This is a genomic window from Sphingomonas sp. GW821-FHT10C01, assembly GCF_059415525.1.
On sequence record NZ_JBWKNK010000003.1, the window covers coordinates 116,362 to 134,909 of the forward strand.

An 18,548-nucleotide genomic window follows, 5' to 3' on the forward strand; every position below is an offset into this window, starting at 1 on the left:
CGCATTGTTGAGGCCCGAGGTTAGCGGGATCGAGCGCGTGTATCGGCGGAGTGGGTCCGTTTTGGATCAGATTTGGTGCGTTTTGGAGGGAGTGCGCGGCGGGTTGGGTCTGGGTGGTGAGGACGCGATGCGTGCGGGCGGCGCTGCGAGATGCGCGGCCGCAGGGGTGGGACGGGAGCCTCGGCGGCATTGCGAGGGACGAAGTGGATCCCGGCACAAGGCCGGGATGACGAAGGGTGTGAGTGAGGGCAGTCCGGGTGCGGGATGCTGCCGGCTTGGGTCGGGATCACGGCGGTTGGCGATGACGAAGCAGGTCGGGTGAAGCGGAGAAGCATCCGTTCCGAACCCAAGCCCGTCACCCCGGCCTTGTGCCGGGGTCCACCGGGCGGCAGCCCTTGCGGCCGATGAGAGAGCGCCTCCCCTGCGTCTACATCCTCGCCAGTGGCTATAACGGCACGCTCTATGTCGGCGTGACCTCCAATTTGATCGGCCGGGTGAGCCAGCATCGCGAGGGAACGCTCGGCGGCTTCACGAAGCGCTATGGCGTGCACCGGCTGGTGTGGTTCGAAGCCGCCGATACGATGGAGGCCGCGATCGCGCGTGAGAAACAGGTCAAGCGCTACCGCCGCGAGTGGAAGCGCAACCTGATCGAGCGCGAGAACCCGATGTGGAACGACCTGGCGGTGGGGTTGGGGCTGGAACCGCTGGCGGCGGTGACGCGGGGCGAAGTGGACCCCGGCACAAGGCCGGGGTGACGAGCTACTATTTCAGTTTTCGGCCTGCAACCGCAAACAGATGCTAAATAGATACTGGATCTCGTGGCGACGCGATGGCTCAAGCAAGCCTCGATACGCGCATGACCACTGAAGTGAAGCCAACGCCAATCCGCACACTTCTCTAACAAATGACTTAGTACCGGTCCTTAATATAGTCATTAAAGTATCGGCCCGCCGATGCAGCGGAGATCAATCCTAGGTAAATTGACTCCGGAACTCCATAATAAATATAGAGTCCGGTATCGCGAAACAAGATGTCCAGCTGCATAGAAGATTTGTCGTACTCAACACGGGCAATAGCGGATGAGTTGAGATACGGCATATGCACCTATTCCGCAGCCACCGTCCCATCGAACAGCCCGCCCTCACCGGCAGCGTCTTCGTTCGCCGCCGGAACGACCTTCGCCTTCTGGCGCTTGTCGAACGAATCCCACACTTCGTTCCAGTTCCCCTTGGTCGCGCCCTTCGAGTACTCGGTCGCGCGCGTTTCGAAGAAGTTGGCGTGCTCGACGCCGTTGAGCAGCGGGGTGAGCCAGGGGAGCGGGTGTTCGTCGATCATGTAGATCGGCTTGAGGCCGAGCTGGTTCAAACGCCAGTCGGCGATGAAGCGGATATACTTCTTGATCTCCTTGGGCGTCATGCCGGGGACCGGGCCCTGTTCGAACGCGAGGTCGATGAACGCGTCCTCGAGCCGCACGGTCGTCTGGCAGACGTCCATGATGTCGTCCTTCACCGCCTTGGTCAGGCAGTCGCGCTCCTTGGTGAAGGCGTGGAACAGGCGGGTGATGCCTTCGCAGTGCAGGCTCTCGTCGCGGACCGACCAGGAGACGATCTGGCCCATGCCCTTCATCTTGTTGAAGCGCGGGAAGTTCATCAGCATCGCGAACGACGCGAAGAGCTGAAGCCCCTCGGTGAAGCCGCCGAACATGGCCAGCGTCTTGGCGATGTCCTCGTCATTGTCGACGCCGAACTTCTGGAGATAGTCGTGCTTGTCCTTCATCTCCGAATATTCGAGGAACATGCCATACTCGCTCTCGGGCATGCCGATCGTGTCGAGCAGGTGGCTGTAGGCCGCGATGTGCACCGTCTCCATGTTGGAGAAGGAGGCGAGCATCATCTTGATCTCGGTCGGCTTGAACACGCGGCCATATTTCTCGTGGTAGCAATCCTGCACCTCGACATCGGCCTGGGTGAAGAAGCGGAAGATTTGCGTCAGCAGATTGCGCTCGTGATCGGTCAGCTTTTGCGCCCAGTCGCGGCAATCCTCGCCCAGCGGCACCTCTTCGGGCAGCCAGTGGATCTGCTGCTGACGCTTCCAGAACTCGAACGCCCAGGGATATTCGAAGGGTTTGTAGGTCTTGCGGGCTTCGAGAAGAGGCATTGGATTACTCCGGGAAACTAGGAAAATTCACAGCGATATTGGCGAGCGCGATAAGAATAACGACGATCCCCGTGACGCGTCGGCTCTGACGGGTGGCGATCCGTGCTGTCGGAGGAGGATCGCGATGGATGAATGCGATATCGATACCATGGGCGATGAGGATGCTGCCGGTGAGACCGGCAAGGATGAGATGCCAAGTCATGCCGCGCTCGCGATGCTGAACACCAGCGCGAAGCCGGTGAGGAACAGGCAGAGCGCGACCAGCATCATGCCGGCGATGCGCGTGGCGTAGACGCCCTCTGGCGTGGCGGCGCGGCGGCGCAGCAGGACGAGGCCCGCGACGCCGCTGACGATGCCGATCCCGGCCTGAAGGGCGAGCGCCCTTGTCATGACAAAAGGCTCGTCATGGCTCGCGGATGATCACCTTCTCTCGCACCACGACCTTCTTGCCGCGATTGGCGCCGACGCCGAACACGCAGATGCCGAGGAAAAAGCCGAAATCATACCAGCCGCCATTGTTGGGCACGGCATAGACCGCGACGTCGGGCATGAAGAGCGACAGCACCCAGGCGACCGGGAAGATGAAGCCGTGCCACAGGCCGAGCAGGAAGCCGGGCGAGCCGGGCTCCACCGCGGTCGACACCTGCTGCGCGCAGGCGGCAAGCAGGACGAACGCCCCGAGCGGGAGAAGGCGGAGGGATCGGGTCATGGGACGGTCTCCATCTGCCTTCTCCCCGCCGGGAAGAAGGCGCTCAGCGCGTGCGGGCGCTTACTGGCAAGCCAGGCACTCATCGTAATCGGTGCTCTCGCCGAGGTTGAACTGCGGCGCGTCGATGGTGTTGTCGGCCTCGACCCCGCCCGCGAAGCCGGCGCGCTGCACCGACTTGGAGCGGAGATAGTAGAGCGACTTGATGCCCAGTTCCCAGGCGCGGAAGTGGAGCATCAGCAGATCCCACTTCTCGACATCGGCCGGGATGAACAGGTTCAGCGACTGCGCCTGATCGATGTACGGCGCGCGGTCGCCGGCGAGTTCGAGCAGCCAGCGCTGGTCGATCTCGAAGCTGGTCTTGTAGCAGTCCTTCTCTTCCTGGCTCAGGAAGTCGAGATGCTGGACCGAGCCGCCGCGCTCGAGGATCGAGTTCCAGACATTGTCCGAGTTCTTCGACTTCTCGATGAAGATCTTCTCGAGATAGGGGTTCTTGACCGAGAACGAACCCGACAGCGTCTTGTGGGTGTAGATGTTGGCCGGGATCGGCTCGATGCAAGCGCTGGTGCCGCCGCAGATGATCGAGATCGACGCGGTCGGCGCGATCGCCATCTTGCAGCTGAAGCGCTCCATCACGCCCATGTCGGCGGCATCGGGGCACGGCCCGCGCTCGACCGCGAGCTGCATCGACGCTTCGTCGACCTGCGCCTTGATGTGCTTGAAGATGCGCAGGTTATGCGTCTTGGCCATCGCGCCTTCGAACGGAAGCCCGCGCGCCTGAAGGAACGAATGGAAGCCCATCACGCCAAGGCCGACCGAGCGCTCGCGCGCCGCCGAATAGGCCGCCTTCTCCATGCCCGGCTCGGCACGGTCGATATAGTCCTGCAGGACGTTGTCGAGGAAACGCATGACGTCCTCAACGAAGCCCTTCTCGCCCTTCCACTCGTCCCACGTCTCGAGGTTGAGCGAGGACAGGCAGCACACCGCGGTGCGTTCGTTGCCGAGATGGTCCTTGCCGGTCGGCAGGGTGATCTCGCTGCAGAGGTTCGAGGTCGAAACCTTGAGGCCCAGATCGCGGTGATGCTTGGGCATGTTGTTGTTCACGTGATCGGCGAACACGATGTACGGCTCGCCGGTCGCGAGGCGGGTCTCGACCAGCTTCTGGAACAGCGCGCGCGCATTGACCTGGCCGCGCTCAGACCCGTCCTTGGGCGAGCGCAGCGTCCATTCCTCGCCGTTGCGCACGGCTTCCATGAAGGCGTCGGGGATCAGCACGCCGTGGTGCAGGTTCAGCGCCTTGCGGTTGAAGTCGCCCGAGGGCTTCCGGATTTCCAGGAATTCCTCGATCTCAGGGTGCGAGATGTCGAGATAGCAGGCGGCCGAACCGCGACGCAGGCTGCCCTGCGAGATCGCGAGGGTCAGCGAATCCATCACGCGGACGAACGGGATGATGCCCGACGTCTTACCGTTGAGGCCGACCGGCTCGCCGATGCCGCGGACATTGCCCCAATAGGTGCCGATGCCGCCGCCGCGCGAGGCGAGCCAGACATTCTCGTTCCAGGTGTCGACGATGCCGTTGAGGCTGTCGGGCACCGAGTTGAGGAAGCAGGAGATGGGCAGACCGCGACCGGTGCCGCCGTTCGACAGAACCGGCGTGGCGGGCATGAACCACAGCTTCGAGATATAGTCGTAGATGCGCTGGGCGTGCGCGGCGTCGTCAGCATAGGCCGAGGCGACGCGGACGAAGAGGTCCTGGAAATTCTCGCCGGGCAGCAGATAGCGGTCCTTGAGCGTTTCCTTGCCGAATTCGGTGAGCAGCGCGTCGCGCGAATGATCGACCTCGACCGGGAAGATGTGCGGCGCGACCGACTTGGTGTCGAGCCGCTTCTTGACCTTGGCCGCCGCCTTTTCCGGCGCTGCCTTGGTCTCGGGAATTGCTTCTGCGGTATCGGTCACGGTCTCACTCACGCTTGCTTCCTGCTGTTCCCTGAAGTCCATCGTCGCTCGCCCCTAAACCGTCCAGATCACGACTCGGGGGCGGCTGGCGATGGTAGCACCGCGCGCACGGACGTGAGAACAAAAGATGTCCATCCGTCCCTCCCGGCACGCAGCAGACCCTGCCGCGAATATGGGTTCGCGGGTGGCGTTCCACCAGTGCTTGGGTTTGTCCCCCTGTGTGACCACTAGAGATTGTGGCAGATCGGCGTTGGAGGCAAGACCGTAAATGAAAGTTTGAAGACTCGGTTCGTCGCCGATTTGAGTCGGTTCATCGGTGCATAACCACGTTCCATCGTACGCGACGCGCGGACCTTCCTCGCCTTTTCAGAATGCAAGAGAACGAAGGCGGAACTCACAAAAATTTCATGCACCGATTCATCCACAGGAATCTGACACAACATATTGGGTAGAAGCCGTCCGCGTCGCGGGGCAGCGCGCCGAAACGATCGGCTTGCGGACGCGGTGGCGGCCAATGGCTGCGAATCGCATGCCGAACCCCCGTTCAGGACCAAGGAGCGATTGCGGTTCGCCCGCGTCCCGTTAGGCTGACGCAAAACCAACATAAAAGGGGCGAGAGATGCATAATACCAATGGCACGATCGGTCGGCGCGCGATGCTCAAGGCCGCGGCGGCGGGCGCGGCGCTGACCGCACCCGGCGCGGCGCTGGCGGCCGACCCGATGAGCGACGTGAAAAAGGCGATCGCCGCCAATCACGACGCGGCGCTCAAGCGGCTGCAGGACTGGATCCGCCTCCCCTCGATCGCCGCCGAGGATCGCGGTTACCCCGAAGGCCCCAACCATATGAAGCAGCTGGCGCTCGACGCCGGCTTTCAGCACGCCGAGATCGTCCCGTCCAAGGGCAAGCCGGGCGTGTTCGCGACGCTGGACGCGGGCGCCAAGAAGACGCTGGGCATCTACTTCATGTACGACGTCAAGCAGTTCGACCCGGCGGAGTGGGAGAACCCGCCGCTGGAGGCACGGCTGGTCGACAAGCCCGGCTTCGGCAAGGTGGTGATGGGCCGCGGGGCGGTGAACCAGAAGGGGCCGCAGGCGACCTTCCTGGCGGCACTGCACGCGATGAAGACGGCGGGGCGCAAGCTGCCGGTCAATCTGGTGCTGATCGCCGAGGGCGAGGAGGAGATCGCCTCCCCCAATTTCCACGAGATCGTCACGGCCCCGCAGGTTGCCGCCGCGCTCAAGAAGACCGTCGGCGTGATCATCCCGACCGGCTGGCAGAGTCCGGCGACGGGTGGCGTCACACTGGCGCTGGGCGCCAAGGGCGCGGTCGAGTTCGAGCTGACCGTATCGGGCGAGAAATGGGGCCGCGGACCCAAGGGCGACATCCATTCAAGCGAGAAGGCACGCGTCGACAGCCCGCCCTGGCGGCTGGTCGCGGCACTCTCCACCCTCGTGTCGAAGGACGGCAACACCGTCGTCATCGACGGCATCCAGGAGAAGGTGCAACCACTGACGGCGCGACAGCGGCAGCTGATCGCCCAGACCGCCGCCAACACACGCGAGGAGGACGCCAAGAAGCAGCTCGGCGTCTCACGCTGGATCGACGACATGAGCTGGGAAGAGTCGATGGTGCGGCTGGCGCAGGTGCCGACGGTCAACATCCAGGGGCTGGTGTCGGGCTATATGGGCCCGGGCGGCAAGACCGTGCTGCCGGGCAAGGCGACCGCCAAGATCGAGATGCGGCTGGTGCCCGACATGACCAAGGACGATACGCTCGCGAAACTGCGCGCGCATCTCGACAAGCGCGGCTTCACCGATGTCGAGATCAACGTCACCGGCGGTTATGGCCCGACCCAGACCGACGAGAACAGTGCACTGATCCGCGCCGAACTGGCGACCTGCGCGCGACTGGGCGTCCCCGCGACCCTGCATCCGCGCCTCGCGGGGAGCTGGCCGGGCGTGATCTTCACCGGCCCGCCGCTCAACCTGCCCGCCGGCCAGTTCGGCTTCGGCCATGGCAGCGGCGCGCATGCCCCCAACGAATATTTCGTGATCGAGAGCAGCAACCCCAAGGTGATGGGGATGGACGCCGCGACCTTCGGTTTCGTCGACTTCCTCTATCAGGTCGCGGCGACCGCCTGACCCATCCGGCCGCGCCGCGCGTTGCACAACGCGCGGCGTTTGGAGAGCGAACATGAGCAAGGTGCGCGTCAACGGATTCAGCATCTCGGCCGACGGCTATGGCGCCGGGCCCGAGCAGAGCCTGGAACATCCGCTGGGCAAGGGCGCGAACTTTCACCAGTGGCTGGTCGGAAGCCGGTACTTCAAGGCGATGACCGGCCAGGACGGCGGCGAGGACGGCATCGACAACGGCTTTGCCGAACGATCCATGGCCGGGCTCGGCGCCTGGGTGATGGGGCGCAACATGTTCGGGCCGGTGCGCGGACCGTGGCCCGACGACCAATGGAAGGGCTGGTGGGGCGACAATCCGCCCTATCACTGCCCGGTCTATGTGCTGACCCACCACGCCCGGCCGCCGCTGGAGATGGAAGGCGGCACCGTGTTCCACTTCGTCACCGAAGGGCCGGACCGGGCGCTGGAACTAGCGCGCGCGGCGGCTGGCGAGCAGGACATTCGCATCGGCGGCGGGGTCGCGACGGTTCGCCACTATCTGAAGGCGGGCGCGATCGACGAAATGCACGTGGCGATCGCGCCGTCGCTGCTGGGCAAGGGCGAGGCGCTGTTCGAGGGGATCGACCTGCCCGCTTTGGGCTATCGCGTCGCCGAAAGCGTACCGGGCGAACAAGCGCTGCACATGGTGCTGACGCGGAGTTAATTCGGGCAGCAATGCGGCGGCGCGCTGAACCCCGGATGAAGGGGGGCGGCCGCCGTCATTTTCATGCGTGTTCGACCCGTCCCTTGCCCGCCACGCCTTGCCCCGCCCCGCTCATAGAAACCGGCCCCGGCGTTCGTTTGCATTAGCAACCGGGCGGGTCGGGCAACCGTTCCTCTCCCCGGTTCATGGCAACATGAGGAGACGAACGATGCGAACCCTGACCCTGACCGCCGCGGCGCTGACCATGCTGGCCGTCCCGGCGTTGGCGCGTGATCGCGTGAAGCCGGTCTTTGACGACAGCAACAGCCATTATCTCGATTACAAGACGTCGATCAGCGAGGCGAAGCGCGAGCTGCGCAAGGATCTGGCCCGCGCCGATGACGAGGCCGACCGGATCGACGCCTATGCCGAATATGAGGCGGAGCTTGCCGACGCCGAGAAGGATTTCCGCAAGGAGATGGCCGAGCGCGGCATCCGCATCCCCGCCGGGCGAGTGAGCGTGGAAACCGAAGTGTCGATGCGTTCGCCGCGCTGATGCGCCGCTGATACTCTGAAATACAGGGTCCGGACCGAGAAGGTTCGGGTGGGCGGAAGCAGCCACCGCGCGGACAGCATCTCGTGGACGCGGCTTCCGCCCTTAATCACACCAACCTTTGCGATAGCCGCCGGTGTAAGGGCGGGCGAGGCCTTCGGTTACCAGCGCCTCGCCGACGCCGTGGCCGTCGACCGACACCAGGCGCAGCTTGCGGCCATAGCGGTCGGCATCGCGGCCGACCGTTTCGAGCGACACCGCCCCCGAATTGAGCAGCGCGTGGAGCCGGTTGGTGGCCGCCGCGCCCAGCTCCGCCTCCCGCGCGCAGCGGGCGGGGTGGGTTTCGGGCGTGTCGATATCGGCGATGCGGATCTTCTCCCCACCCATGCGGAAGGTGTCGCCATCGACGACGCAATTCGCCCCGCCGCCGCTGTGGCAAAGGGTGAAGCGGACACGCGTACCCGGCGCACGGCGATCGAATAGCGTGGCCGGTGCATCGGCTACGGCACGCGCCTCCCCCAGCACCAGCGGATACGCCGCCCAGCCAAGCCCGCCGACGATCCCCGCCAACGTCATTGTGACCAGCGCCGTACGGCCGAAGCGGCGTCGCGGACGCCGGTCGAGTTTCATGCCATGCCGGCGCGCCTGATTCCGGTGCCAGCGATTGTCGAAATTCATCGCCGCTATCTAGCTGCGATGCCTCATCAAATCCCTTCGGGACGGCGCGGATGCGGGGCAGCTTGCCGCCATTTCGGAGTAACCGGCGATAGATCCATTTCGGAGCCGACAATCCCCAAATCGGCGCGATCCGCCGCTAAGGCTGCGCAAGTGAGCGAGCGGATCATCTTTGTATGCGAGAGTTGCGGCACGCCGGGCGTAACGCGTGAGGCATGGGCAGCGTGGGAGGTAGCGACGCAGGCCTGGGTATTGGCCGAGATGTTCGACTATGCCTTTTGCCATCGTTGCCACCGGCGGACGCAGCTGGTGGAGCGGAAGGTTGAGGGGGAATAGGCTGGTTCACGGCTCGTAGGCACCCATCAGGGGCCTGTCGGGATCTCTCCTACGCCACCCCGGCCCCCTGCCGGGGTGGTACTTTCTCTGGCCGGTCGCCTGAGACTATGCCGCCTGCGCGAGCGGCAGGAACGGGCGCACCACCCCCAGCGCCCGGTCCACATACTCCGCCTTTTCGCCGACCGGGGCGACATAGTGGATCGCCTCCTCGGCATCCCGCAACGAGCCGAGGCGAGCGATCATCCAGGCGGCGAGATATTGCGAGGCAAGGCAGCCGCCCGCCGTCGCGACATTGCCATGGGCGATAAAGGGCGCGTCGATGACGTTCACGCCGGCCTCGATCACCCAGGGCTTGGTGGTGACGTCGGTGCAGGCGGGGAGGTTCCCGACCAGCCCGAGCTTCGCGAGCAGCAAGGTACCCGAGCATTGCGCACCGATCAGCTGGCGTGCGGGATCGAGCCGGATGGCCGACAGCAGATCGGCGTCCACGGCATGGTCGCGGGTGCGGATGCCGCTGCCGATCAGCACGGCATCGGCTTCTTCGAGGAAGTCGAGGCCACGCTGGGCGCGGACGGTGACGCCGTTCATCGACGTCACTTCCGTGGTGGGTGAGGTGATGTGCGCCGCCCAGCCCTTGCCCCGCATCCGGTTGAGGATCGCGGCGGCGATGAACGAGTCCAGCTCGTTATAGCCTTCGAGGGTGAGGACGGCGATCTTCATGGCTACTCCACTTCACTCAAACCCAGCTGCCAGAGGACGAAGGCATTCTCCTCCGCCGCCTCGTGCAGGCTTTCCCAGCGGCCCGACTTGCCGCCATGGCCGGCGCCCATATTGGTCTTGAGCAGCAGAACATTGCCGTCGGTCTTGGTCGCGCGCAGCCTGGCCGCCCATTTGGCCGGCTCCCAATAGGTCACGCGCGGATCGTTGAGGCCGCCCGAAATGAAGATCGGCGGATAGGCCTGGGGTTTGACGTTGTCGTAGGGCGAATAGCCGCGGATCAGCTCGAACGCCTCCTTGTCGGTGATCGGGTTGCCCCATTCGGGCCATTCGCCCGGAGTGAGCGGGAGCGTATCGTCGAGCATGGTGTTGAGCACGTCGACGAACGGCACGTCGGCGACCACCGCGCCCCACAGGTCCGGGTCGGAGTTGATCACCGCGCCCATCAGCTCACCGCCCGCCGATCCGCCGGCGATGGCGAGGCCGCCCTTATGGGTGAAGCCGCGGTCGATCAGCCCCTTTGCGACGTCGACGAAGTCGTTGAAGGTGTTGGTGCGCTTCTTGAGCTTGCCGTCGAGATACCATTGCTGGCCGAGATCGTCGCCGCCGCGGATATGCGCGATGGCGAAGGCGACGCCGCGATCGAGGAACGACATGCGCGAGGTCGAGAAGCCCGGCGGGATCGCGATGCCATAAGCACCATAGGCGTAGAGATAGACTTTCCCCGTGCCGTCGCGCGGAAAGTCCTTGGGATAGACGATCGAGCAGGGCACTTCGGTGCCGTCGCGCGCGACGATCCTAAGGCGCTCGGTCGCGTATTTCGATGCGTCATAACCCGACGGGATGATCTGGACCTTGCGCACTTCGAGTTCGCCGGTCGCGACGGTGTAGTCATAGACGGTACCGGGCGTGACCATCGATTCATAGCCGATGCGCAGCACGTCCATCGCATATTCGGGATTGTCGCCGAGGCTGGCGACATAACTCGCCTCCGGGAAGGCGATGCGCTTGCCTTCGCCGCCCGAATATTGGTGCAGCTCGATCTGATCGAGGCCGTCCTCGCGCCCCTCGACGATGAAGAAGTCGGCGAAGGTGGTGACGCCGGTCATGTAGAAATGCGGCGACGGCGCGATCCGTTCGACCCACTCACCCGGCGCATCGATGCTGGCGGTGCACAGCCGGAAATTGGTGTGGGTGTCGTTGGTGTGGATGAAGAGCGTGCCGTCATGCTCCTCGACGTCGTATTCGCGCCCTTCCTGGCGCGGGGCGACGAGGATCGGCTCGGCGAAGGGGTTGTCGGCGGGCAGCAGGCGCACCTCGCTGGTCACATGGTCGCCGGTCGAGATCACGATCCACTTGCGCGACTGGGTTTCGCCCACGCCCACGCGATAGCCCTCGTCATTCTCGTGATAGAGTTCGACGTCTTCGGAGGGGTCGCTGCCGAGACGGTGATAGCGGGCATTGTCGGTGCGCCACTGATCGTTGGCGAGGCCGTAGAGGAAGCCCGCGTCGTCGGCGGACCAGACGATGTCGGAGAGCATGCCGGGGATCTCGTCGGGCAGATGCTCGCCGGTCTCGAGATCCTTGACCTTGACCAGGAAACGCTCCGAGCCGTTGTCGTCATAGGCATAGGCGAGCCAGCGGCCGTTGTTGGAGACCGAGAAGCCGCCGAGACGGAAATATTCCTTGCCCTTGGCCAGCGCCGGTTCGTCGAGGATCAGGCTATCCTCGCCGCCCGCGACGGGCTTGCGCCACCAGCGGCGATATTCGCCGCCCTGCTCGAAATCGGCCCAGTAGAGCCAGTCGCCATCCTTCTGGGGGACGGTGGCATCGTCTTCCTTGATGCGGCCGCGCATCTCCGCGAACAGCGTGTCGGCGAGCGGTTTCAGCGGCTTCATCACCGCTTCGTAATAGGCATTCTCGTCCTTGAGATAGCCAAGCACTTCCTCGCTGGTGACGTTGGGATAGCCCGGGTCGCGCAGCCAGTTCCACGGATCGTCGATCGTCACGCCATGGCGTTCGAAGCTGTAGGGACGAGTGGCGGCGATTGGAGGCTTGGGAAGATCGGTCATGGCACGGCTCTAGCCGCTCGCCTTCGTCCAAGTCGAGGCGGCATTGCTCACCACGCACTTGCCGCGAACGTAAGCCCCGCGCATCATGACCGAAACAGTCGGGAGTGGGCGTATGAAACAGGCGATGATGGCGGGCGCGGCACTGGTGGCGCTGGCGGGAACGGCGCAGGCGCAGCGATACGAGGCGAAGATCGTCCGTACCCAGCACGGTATCCCGCATATCACCGCCAAGGATTGGCGCGGGGCCGGCTATGGCATCGGCTATGCCTATGCGCAGGACAATCTGTGCATGATCGCCGAGGAGTTCGCGACCGTGGCGGGCGAGCGATCGCTGCATTTCGGGCCGAAGGAAAGCGCGACGCTCGGCTTCCAGAAGGTCGACAATTTGAGCTCCGACATCTTCTTCCGCAGCGCGATCGACCTGCCCGCGTTGCGCAAGGGCGTACGAGCTCAAGGGCCAGAGGCGATGGCGATCGTCCAGGGCTATATCGCCGGCTATAACCGCTACCTGCGCGATATCGGGCCGCAGGGCGTGCCCGCCGAGTGCCGGGGCAAACCGTGGGTGCGGCCGATCACCGCCGACGATACGCTGCGACTCAACGAGAAGCAGATGCTGCTGGCGAGCTCGCTGGCGCTGGCGCCCGGCATCGCCAATGCGGTGCCGCCGGGAACGGCGAAGCCGGCGGCGCTGAGCCGCGCGGTGCTACCCGATTTCAGCAAGCTCGAGATTGCGAGCAACGGCTGGGCGTTCGGCGGCGACGTCACCGCGGACGGCAAGGGGCTGCTGGTGGGCAATCCACACTTCCCCTGGCACGGACCGAGCCGCTTCTGGGAGATGCACGTCACCATTCCCGGCAAGTTCGACGCGGCGGGCGCGGGAATCGCGGGAACGCCCTTCCCCACGCTGGGCTTCAATCGCGACATCGCCTGGACGCATACGGTGACCGCGGCGCGGCACTTCACCCTCTACCAGCTCGCGCTCGATCCCGCCGATCCGACCAGCTATCTGGTCGACGGCAAGCCGGAGAAGATGATCGCCCGGACGATCAGCGTGCCGATGCCCGACGGGAAATCCGTCGAGCGGACGCTCTATTCGACCCGCTTTGGAGCGGTGGTGGTGATGCCGCAGGCGATGGTGCAGTGGACTGACAAGATGGCGTTCGCGGTGCGCGACGCCAATCGCGGGAATCAGCGGGCCGTGGGCACCTGGCTGAAGATCGCGCGCGCGCGCAATGTCGGCGAAATCCGCGACGTCGTGACGCAGAGTCTGGCGATTCCCTGGGTCAACACCATCGCCGCCGACCGGCATGGCGACGCGCTGCACGCCGATGTCACCGCGGTGCCCAATGTCTCGGCCGCAAAGATCAAGGCGTGCGCGACGCCATTGTCGCCCGCCGTGGCGCGCGCGGCGGTGCTGCTAGACGGATCGAAATCGGCCTGCGCCTGGGACGAGGCGGCGGGGACGGCCGTGCCCGGCCTGATGCCGGCGAAGGACCAGGCGATCTACCAGCGGCGCGATTACGTCGCGAACATGAACGACAGCTATTGGCTGAGCAATCCGCGCGTCCCCCACGCGCCGCTGTCGCCGATCCTGGGCCCGACCGAGCAGCAGGTGAGCCTGCGCACGCGATCGGGCTTCATCGAGACCGACGCGCTGATCGCGGGCGGCAAGGTCGACCACAAGCGCGCGCAGGACATGGCCTTCGCCAACAAGAGCCTGGCCGCCGATCTGGCGCTGAAGCCGCTGCTGGCGCTGTGCGCGGGCAAGGCCGAGGTCGCCGAGGCGTGCGCGGCGCTGGGCAAATGGGACGGACGGTTCGAGAATGACAGCCGCGGCGCATGGCTGTTCGACCGCTTCTGGATGAAGGCGCGGGGCATAGCGGGCCTCTGGGCGGTGCCGTTCGACGTCAAGGACCCCCTCCACACACCGCGCGATGTCGTTACCACCGGCGACACCGCGACCAAGCTGATCGCGACGCTCAAGGCCGCCGCCGAGGAAGTGACCAAGGCGGGCGTGGCGCTCGATGCGCGCTGGGGCGATGTGCAATATGCCCAGCGCGGAGCCGAGCGCATTCCGGTGCATGGCGGTGACGGACAGCTGGGCGTGCTCAATGTGCAGATGTCCGACCCCGCGCCGGGCGGCGTCAGCCCGCGCCACGGATCGAGCTATGTCCAGGTGGTCGGCTTCGACGCGCAGGGACCGGTCGCGGATACGGTGCTGAGCTATTCGCAGTCGCCCGACCCGGCATCGCCCTGGTATGCCGACCAGACGCATCTCTATGCCAAGAAGGCCTGGGTCCGCTTCCCCTTCACCCCGGCGCAGATCGAGGCGGCGAAGGTCGGGGAAGCGGTGACGATCAAGGAATAGGCGTCAACGTCAGGCAGCTTCGAGGTCGAGCAGCAGTCGCTTGGCCTCGAGCCCGCCGGCAAAGCCGGTGAGCGTGCCGTTGGTGCCGATCACGCGATGGCACGGCGCGATGATCGAGACCGGATTGCGACCATTGGCGGCGCCGACCGCGCGGCTGGCGGTGGGGCGGCCGATCTGGTCCGCGATCTGTGCGTAGCTGCGCGTCTCGCCGAACGGGATGGTGAGCAAGGCCTGCCACACGCTGCGCTGGAAGTCGGTGCCACGGAAATCGAGCGGAACGTCGAAGGCGCGCAGCTTGCCGGCGAAATAGTCGTCGACCTGTACGGCGGCGCGGACGAGGATCGGGTGATCGGCATCCTCGATCGTGGGACCGAGCGGGACGCGGCCCGGGCGCTCATTCTGCCAGAGGATGGCGACGAGGCCCGTGTCGCTGGCGACGAGGCGAAGCGTGCCGACGGGCGAGGCGATGTCCTTGTGTGCGAGGGTCATGCGAAGTCTCCTGCGGATATGCTCCGCAAGATAGGCGTGATGCAAATGCCTTGCTTCCCGCGGCTTGCGGGCAAAGCCGTCAGTTCCCGATCGTGCCGCCCATGCCGAGGCGCTTGCCGCGGGTGATGATGACGCGGTCGCCGAGCTTGGCCTGGGCGAAGATCAGCTTGGCGAAGGGCAAGGGCACGCCGATGCAGCCATGCGTCGCCGCGCCCATCTGAACCTCCGACGCATGGATCGCGACGCCGTCATTGGTGAGGCGCATCATGTACGGCATCGGCGCGCCGTAGAGGTTCGAGATGTGGTGCACCTTCTTCTGCGTGATCTTGTGCACGCCGAGCGGAGTCGGCTTTTCGTCCGCGCCATAGAGGATCGCGGTGGCGCCGATCTCATAGCCGTCGCGGAAGACCGACATCGTCTCCGCCTCAAGATCGATGGTGATCGTCAGCGGGCCGTCGGCGGGGACATCGTCGGTGTTCCAGAAATACTCGCCGAAGCGGATCGGGCCGGGGATGTCGAGGATGCGCTTGACCACCAGCTGCGGCTCCGCAGGCGGTTCGGCGGGCTTGGGCGCGGGCGGCTGAGCCGCTGGCTTAGGTTGCGGCGCGACGGCGGCTGGCTTGGCTGGCGCGGCTGCGGGCGCATTGCCGGGCACAAGCGCGGCGGCGCCCATCGCGGCGGCCACACCGCCGACGAGAAGCCCCGTCCTGATCGCCCAACCACTCCAGCGCACCTGCCGACTCCCTGAAACTACCCCGCCATGATCGGCGATTCGGGCGGCGGGGACCACCCCCGATTTGCCGGCGTTCCATGCTGGCACAGGCCGGAGAGCCGTTAACCCCCGTCCGCGCCCCCTTCCAAAACCGCGCCGACCGGCCTAGCCATTCGCCATAACCGGACGGCTTCACAGGCGGGCATCCCGCCCCCAGATTGGGAAACGGAGCCGCCGGACCCGCGTTTTTTGAGGATCACATCATGTCCACCTATGCCGATCGCCTGAACGCGCTGCGCGCGCAGCTGAAGCGCGAGCAGCTCGACGGGTTCGTCGTGCCGCTGACCGACGAGCATATGAGCGAATATGTCGGCGGTTATGCGCAGCGGCTGGGCTGGCTGACCGGGTTCCAGGGCAGCGCGGGCAGCGCGGTGGTGCTGCCCGAGGCGGCGGCGATCTTCACCGACGGCCGCTACACGCTGCAGGTGCGCCAGCAGGTCGACGGCAATCATTGGGACTATGTCCCGGTGCCGCAGGTGAGCATCGCCAGCTGGCTGGGCGAGCACGCGGCGCAGGGCGGACGGATCGGCTATGATCCGTGGCTGCACACGCGCGGCTGGGTCGAGGAAGCGCGCAAGGCACTGGCCGAGAAGGGCGCCGAACTGGTCGCGGTGGAGCGCAACCCGATCGACGCGGTGTGGGACGACCGCCCCCTCCCCTCCGACGCCAGGCTGTCGGTGCAGGGCGACGATGTCGCCGGGCAGACCAGCGCCGCCAAGCGCGCGGGGATCGCCGACTGGCTGAGCGAGCGCAAGGCCGACGCGGTCGTGCTGTCCGCGCTCGATTCGATCGCCTGGGCATTCAACGTGCGCGGCACCGATGTCAGCCACACGCCGGTCGCGCTCGCCTATGCCATCGTCAATTCGGACGGCACCGCCGACCTGTTCGTCGCCAAGGACAAGGTGGGCGAGGATGTCGCCAAGCATCTGGGCAATGCCGTGCGCGTGCATGACCGCAGCGCCTTTGCCCCGGCGCTCCGGCAATTCACGGGCAAGCGCGTCGCCGCCGATCCGGCCGGGTCGGTATCGGCGATCTTCGACGCGCTCGACGCGGGCGGCGCGAAGATCCTGGCGGTGCGCGATCCGGTGGTGCTGGCCAAGGCGATCAAGAACGAGGCCGAGATTTCCGGCCACCGCGCCGCGCAGGCGCGCGACGGCGCGGCGCTGGCGCGGTTCCTGAAATGGGCCGAAGCGGAGATGCCCAAGGGTGGCGTGACCGAGATTTCGGCGGCGAACCGCCTGCAGGCGTTCCGCGAGGAGACCGGTCTGCTCAAGGACCTGTCGTTCGACACGATTTCGGGCACCGGCCCCAATGGCGCGATCCCGCATTACAAGGTGACCGAGGAATCGAGCCTGCCCGTCGAGAACGGCCAGCTCTATCTGGTCGATTCGGGCGGGCAATATGCCGACGGCACCACCGACGTGACCCGCGTGATCCCGGTCGGCGAACCCAGCCAGGAAATGTGCGACCGTTTCACCCGCGTGCTCAAGGGCCATATCGCCATCGCCACCGCGATCTTCCCCGCCGGCACCACCGGCGGCCAGATCGACAGCTTCGCGCGGCGGCCGCTGTGGGAAGTGGGCTGCGACTATGGCCATGGCACCGGCCATGGCGTCGGCGCCTATCTGTCGGTGCATGAAGGACCGCAGCGCATCGCCGCGCCCAATTATCCGGGCGGCGGCCCGGCCGAGCCGCTGCGCGCGGGCATGTTCCTGTCGAACGAGCCGGGTTACTACAAGGCCGGCGAGTTCGGCATCCGCATCGAGAATCTGGTGCTGGTGGTCGAAAAGGACATTCCCGGCGCCGAATCGCCGATGCTGGGCTTCGAGACGCTGACCTTCGCCCCGATCGAGCGCGCGCTGATCGAGCCGGGCCTGCTCACCGAGGAGGAGCGCCGCTGGCTCGATGCCTATCACGCCAAGGTGCTGGAAGTGCTGGGGCCGCAGCTGTCGCCCGAGGAGCGGGTGTGGCTGGAGGCCAAGTGCCGGCCGATCACCGCTAGGTAGAGCAAGTCGGCCCATGCGGGCCTGCCCGGACCAAATGTGACCCCGCTCTAGTCGTCCTCGGGTGGAACGAGGGCGTTCGCTCCAACCCGTCACCCCGGCCTTGTGCCGGGGTCTACCGGGCGGCATGCTTTGGGAAAGAGGCTCGAGGACAGCCGGTGCGGCACCGTGGACCCCGGCACAAGGCCGGGGTGACGAAGAAGGATCAGTCCTGATTCCGCTTCATCTCGGACAGGTCGCGATCTTGCGCTGCTGTCCCACGCGCCTGAGCCTTGCGCTTGCGCAGATTCTCACGGAGCGCGGCGGCGAGGCGGGCCTTCTTGTCGGCATCGTTCATGGCGCGATGCGATAAACCCGGCGTGTTCGCCTTGACAAGCGGCCGGCCCTGCGCAAAAGGGCCGCTCCCGCCGCGGGGCCGGTCATGCCGCCCGCGCCGAGTGCTGCCGTAGCTCAGTGGTAGAGCGCATCCTTGGTAAGGCTGAGGTCGTGAGTTCAATCCTCACCGGCAGCACCATTTTTTCAACGCCTGCAAGGGCTTGACGTCGAGATCGGCGTCGAGCCCCCCGGCTAGATTCCAAGCCCCAGCAATTTGAGCCGCAACGGGCGCAGCCCCGTGCCGCGCGCGGCGGGATTCGCGCCTCGCGCGATAGGCGTCGCATTGGCCGCCGCACATACTCATTTTGGAGATTCCGCCGATCGCTTGCCGATTCCAGAAGCCGATTTCGGGAGAAACACGGCCGATTAGTCATGGCGGCGCTGCACGGCGAGCCGGCCACCGACAAGGTCGTACAGGGTCAAGGATACGTCGCAAGCCAGGATATGGAATCTTGAGAAGCGGATCCACCACCTGGATATCCGCAAGCGCGCGCCTTGCGCGGCTAGACTTTCATCGCAAGGCGTATGACCTCCATTTCCTGAATGAGGCCCC

General features: G+C 65.6%; 19 protein-coding genes and 1 tRNA gene. 8 read left to right on the forward strand and 12 right to left on the reverse strand.

The features are described from left to right. The first annotated feature begins 404 nt into the window (after window positions 1–404). Window positions 405–755: a GIY-YIG nuclease family protein gene (locus AC07M1_RS14550; protein ID WP_495163344.1), complete on the forward strand. Its 351-nt coding sequence runs from the start codon at window positions 405–407 to the stop codon at window positions 753–755. Between the two features lie 154 nt (window positions 756–909). Here the strand turns inward: AC07M1_RS14550 and AC07M1_RS14555 are convergent, their stop codons facing one another. Genes AC07M1_RS14555 through AC07M1_RS14580 form a run of 6 tightly spaced genes read right to left on the reverse strand, consistent with a single transcriptional unit; the run spans window position 910 to window position 4,861 of the window. Next, window positions 910–1,098: a KTSC domain-containing protein gene (locus tag AC07M1_RS14555; protein ID WP_495163345.1), complete on the reverse strand. Its 189-nt coding sequence runs from the start codon at window positions 1,096–1,098 to the stop codon at window positions 910–912. 6 nt (window positions 1,099–1,104) lie between these two features. Further along, window positions 1,105–2,157, reverse strand: coding sequence for a ribonucleotide-diphosphate reductase subunit beta (locus AC07M1_RS14560; protein ID WP_495163346.1), 1,053 nt, complete (start codon window positions 2,155–2,157; stop codon window positions 1,105–1,107). A gap of 4 nt (window positions 2,158–2,161) precedes the next feature. Continuing rightward, entirely contained in the window at window positions 2,162–2,359 is a 198-nt protein-coding gene (locus tag AC07M1_RS14565; RefSeq protein ID WP_495163347.1) for a hypothetical protein, read from the reverse strand. Then, window positions 2,356–2,547, reverse strand: coding sequence for a hypothetical protein (locus AC07M1_RS14570; RefSeq protein ID WP_495163348.1), 192 nt, complete (start codon window positions 2,545–2,547; stop codon window positions 2,356–2,358). Before AC07M1_RS14570 ends, AC07M1_RS14565 begins: the two co-directional genes overlap by 4 nt. A 13-nt stretch (window positions 2,548–2,560) precedes the next feature. Beyond that, window positions 2,561–2,866 (reverse strand): hypothetical protein, encoded by a 306-nt coding sequence (locus tag AC07M1_RS14575; RefSeq protein WP_495163349.1) that lies wholly within the window; start codon window positions 2,864–2,866, stop codon window positions 2,561–2,563. Window positions 2,867–2,926: 60 nt separating this feature from the next. Beyond that, window positions 2,927–4,861, reverse strand: coding sequence for a ribonucleoside-diphosphate reductase subunit alpha (locus AC07M1_RS14580; RefSeq protein ID WP_495163350.1), 1,935 nt, complete (start codon window positions 4,859–4,861; stop codon window positions 2,927–2,929). 577 nt (window positions 4,862–5,438) lie between these two features. Here AC07M1_RS14580 and AC07M1_RS14585 point away from each other — a divergent pair. From AC07M1_RS14585 to AC07M1_RS14595, 3 genes are all read left to right on the forward strand, one after another. After that, window positions 5,439–6,962 (forward strand): M20/M25/M40 family metallo-hydrolase, encoded by a 1,524-nt coding sequence (locus AC07M1_RS14585; protein WP_495163351.1) that lies wholly within the window; start codon window positions 5,439–5,441, stop codon window positions 6,960–6,962. A gap of 52 nt (window positions 6,963–7,014) precedes the next feature. Then, complete coding sequence (locus AC07M1_RS14590) at window positions 7,015–7,656, forward strand: dihydrofolate reductase family protein (protein ID WP_495163352.1); 642 nt, start codon at window positions 7,015–7,017, stop codon at window positions 7,654–7,656. Window positions 7,657–7,864: 208 nt separating this feature from the next. Then, on the forward strand, window positions 7,865–8,191 hold the full coding sequence (locus AC07M1_RS14595; protein WP_495163353.1) for a hypothetical protein: 327 nt from the start codon (window positions 7,865–7,867) through the stop codon (window positions 8,189–8,191). 102 nt (window positions 8,192–8,293) lie between these two features. Here the strand turns inward: AC07M1_RS14595 and AC07M1_RS14600 are convergent, their stop codons facing one another. After that, window positions 8,294–8,866, reverse strand: coding sequence for a thermonuclease family protein (locus AC07M1_RS14600; protein WP_495163354.1), 573 nt, complete (start codon window positions 8,864–8,866; stop codon window positions 8,294–8,296). Between the two features lie 150 nt (window positions 8,867–9,016). Between AC07M1_RS14600 and AC07M1_RS14605 the strand changes: the two genes are divergently transcribed. Beyond that, on the forward strand, window positions 9,017–9,199 hold the full coding sequence (locus AC07M1_RS14605) for a hypothetical protein (protein WP_495163355.1): 183 nt from the start codon (window positions 9,017–9,019) through the stop codon (window positions 9,197–9,199). 105 nt (window positions 9,200–9,304) lie between these two features. Here the strand turns inward: AC07M1_RS14605 and AC07M1_RS14610 are convergent, their stop codons facing one another. Both AC07M1_RS14610 and AC07M1_RS14615 read right to left on the reverse strand, forming a co-directional pair. Continuing rightward, window positions 9,305–9,919, reverse strand: coding sequence for a DJ-1/PfpI family protein (locus AC07M1_RS14610; protein WP_495163356.1), 615 nt, complete (start codon window positions 9,917–9,919; stop codon window positions 9,305–9,307). Window positions 9,920–9,921: 2 nt separating this feature from the next. Beyond that, window positions 9,922–11,988, reverse strand: coding sequence for a S9 family peptidase (locus AC07M1_RS14615; RefSeq protein WP_495163357.1), 2,067 nt, complete (start codon window positions 11,986–11,988; stop codon window positions 9,922–9,924). A 112-nt stretch (window positions 11,989–12,100) separates the two neighbouring features. Between AC07M1_RS14615 and AC07M1_RS14620 the strand changes: the two genes are divergently transcribed. Next, the gene (locus AC07M1_RS14620; protein WP_495163358.1) at window positions 12,101–14,356 is read left to right on the forward strand and encodes a penicillin acylase family protein; all 2,256 of its coding nucleotides are present in this window, start codon (window positions 12,101–12,103) and stop codon (window positions 14,354–14,356) included. 9 nt (window positions 14,357–14,365) lie between these two features. Here the strand turns inward: AC07M1_RS14620 and AC07M1_RS14625 are convergent, their stop codons facing one another. Both AC07M1_RS14625 and AC07M1_RS14630 read right to left on the reverse strand, forming a co-directional pair. Next, on the reverse strand, window positions 14,366–14,845 hold the full coding sequence (locus AC07M1_RS14625) for a methylated-DNA--[protein]-cysteine S-methyltransferase (protein WP_495163359.1): 480 nt from the start codon (window positions 14,843–14,845) through the stop codon (window positions 14,366–14,368). Between the two features lie 79 nt (window positions 14,846–14,924). Then, window positions 14,925–15,578 (reverse strand): L,D-transpeptidase family protein, encoded by a 654-nt coding sequence (locus AC07M1_RS14630; protein WP_495163360.1) that lies wholly within the window; start codon window positions 15,576–15,578, stop codon window positions 14,925–14,927. Between the two features lie 242 nt (window positions 15,579–15,820). On the opposite strand from AC07M1_RS14630, the gene AC07M1_RS14635 reads away from it, so the two are divergent. After that, window positions 15,821–17,623 (forward strand): aminopeptidase P family protein, encoded by a 1,803-nt coding sequence (locus AC07M1_RS14635; RefSeq protein ID WP_495163361.1) that lies wholly within the window; start codon window positions 15,821–15,823, stop codon window positions 17,621–17,623. 202 nt (window positions 17,624–17,825) lie between these two features. On the opposite strand, the gene AC07M1_RS14640 is transcribed toward AC07M1_RS14635, so the two are convergent. Beyond that, the gene (locus tag AC07M1_RS14640) at window positions 17,826–17,957 is read right to left on the reverse strand and encodes a hypothetical protein (protein WP_495163362.1); all 132 of its coding nucleotides are present in this window, start codon (window positions 17,955–17,957) and stop codon (window positions 17,826–17,828) included. Window positions 17,958–18,059: 102 nt separating this feature from the next. Between AC07M1_RS14640 and AC07M1_RS14645 the strand changes: the two genes are divergently transcribed. Beyond that, window positions 18,060–18,134: transfer RNA gene (locus AC07M1_RS14645), tRNA-Thr, on the forward strand. Window positions 18,135–18,548 lie beyond the last annotated feature (414 nt).

Coding starts and splice junctions, on each gene's coding strand:
- AC07M1_RS14550 (WP_495163344.1), top strand. CDS start 405: ATGAGAGAGCGCCTCCCCTGCGTCTACATCCTCGCCAGTGGCTATAAC.
- AC07M1_RS14555 (WP_495163345.1), bottom strand. CDS start 1,098: ATGCCGTATCTCAACTCATCCGCTATTGCCCGTGTTGAGTACGACAAA.
- AC07M1_RS14560 (WP_495163346.1), bottom strand. CDS start 2,157: ATGCCTCTTCTCGAAGCCCGCAAGACCTACAAACCCTTCGAATATCCC.
- AC07M1_RS14565 (WP_495163347.1), bottom strand. CDS start 2,359: ATGACTTGGCATCTCATCCTTGCCGGTCTCACCGGCAGCATCCTCATC.
- AC07M1_RS14570 (WP_495163348.1), bottom strand. CDS start 2,547: ATGACAAGGGCGCTCGCCCTTCAGGCCGGGATCGGCATCGTCAGCGGC.
- AC07M1_RS14575 (WP_495163349.1), bottom strand. CDS start 2,866: ATGACCCGATCCCTCCGCCTTCTCCCGCTCGGGGCGTTCGTCCTGCTT.
- AC07M1_RS14580 (WP_495163350.1), bottom strand. CDS start 4,861: ATGGACTTCAGGGAACAGCAGGAAGCAAGCGTGAGTGAGACCGTGACC.
- AC07M1_RS14585 (WP_495163351.1), top strand. CDS start 5,439: ATGCATAATACCAATGGCACGATCGGTCGGCGCGCGATGCTCAAGGCC.
- AC07M1_RS14590 (WP_495163352.1), top strand. CDS start 7,015: ATGAGCAAGGTGCGCGTCAACGGATTCAGCATCTCGGCCGACGGCTAT.
- AC07M1_RS14595 (WP_495163353.1), top strand. CDS start 7,865: ATGCGAACCCTGACCCTGACCGCCGCGGCGCTGACCATGCTGGCCGTC.
- AC07M1_RS14600 (WP_495163354.1), bottom strand. CDS start 8,866: ATGAATTTCGACAATCGCTGGCACCGGAATCAGGCGCGCCGGCATGGC.
- AC07M1_RS14610 (WP_495163356.1), bottom strand. CDS start 9,919: ATGAAGATCGCCGTCCTCACCCTCGAAGGCTATAACGAGCTGGACTCG.
- AC07M1_RS14615 (WP_495163357.1), bottom strand. CDS start 11,988: ATGACCGATCTTCCCAAGCCTCCAATCGCCGCCACTCGTCCCTACAGC.
- AC07M1_RS14620 (WP_495163358.1), top strand. CDS start 12,101: ATGAAACAGGCGATGATGGCGGGCGCGGCACTGGTGGCGCTGGCGGGA.
- AC07M1_RS14625 (WP_495163359.1), bottom strand. CDS start 14,845: ATGACCCTCGCACACAAGGACATCGCCTCGCCCGTCGGCACGCTTCGC.
- AC07M1_RS14635 (WP_495163361.1), top strand. CDS start 15,821: ATGTCCACCTATGCCGATCGCCTGAACGCGCTGCGCGCGCAGCTGAAG.
- AC07M1_RS14640 (WP_495163362.1), bottom strand. CDS start 17,957: ATGAACGATGCCGACAAGAAGGCCCGCCTCGCCGCCGCGCTCCGTGAG.